A 576-nucleotide genomic window follows, 5' to 3' on the forward strand; every position below is an offset into this window, starting at 1 on the left:
AGCGCCCTTCCCCCGCTCCCCCCCATAGGGAAGGGAGGTCTTTCCCTTAGCCCTGCTCCCCGCTCCATTCAGAGAAGAAGATTGGAGGGTGAATGAGCAAATTTCTACCTCCGTTTTTTCTAAATGTTAGAGAGACTAGTTGGGCGTCTTTTTCTTTGTTCCCGTAGGCGATATATATGTGTTGAGGTTCTAAATTATTCTTTTCTAAGATTATTAATACGTCTGAAAGAATGTAAGGATGAATTATAAAACAGCCTAAACCTTTGTTTTTTAAAAGGAATTTTGAAGCATAGATAAAATCTACTAATACTTTTAAGTCTTCAGCTGATCTGGCGATTTTTCTATCGCTGATTTGACTTTTTAATCCATCAAAGTAGTGTGGAGGATTTGAAATTATATAGTCTACAGATTCTGTGTCAAAATGGTTTTTGACGTTATTAACCTCTAAATTGAGAAATTCTACGTTGTTTATTTCGTTTATTTCTTTGTTTTGTAAGGAGAATTCATATAGATCTTTTTGTATTTCTATCCCAATGATTTTACTGTTTGTTAGCATTTTCCCAATTACGAGACTGA

General features: G+C 35.4%; 1 protein-coding gene. It reads right to left on the reverse strand.

Translation table 11 applies throughout. From position 1 onward, the window contains the following. Nucleotides 1–46: 46 nt before the first annotated feature. On the reverse strand, nt 47–576 hold a 530-nt coding region (locus AA80_RS06575; RefSeq protein ID WP_146049058.1), incomplete at its 5' end, for a tRNA1(Val) (adenine(37)-N6)-methyltransferase.

The sequence above is a fragment of the Petrotoga sibirica DSM 13575 genome (assembly GCF_002924625.1).
In the GTDB taxonomy this organism is placed as follows: domain Bacteria; phylum Thermotogota; class Thermotogae; order Petrotogales; family Petrotogaceae; genus Petrotoga; species Petrotoga sibirica.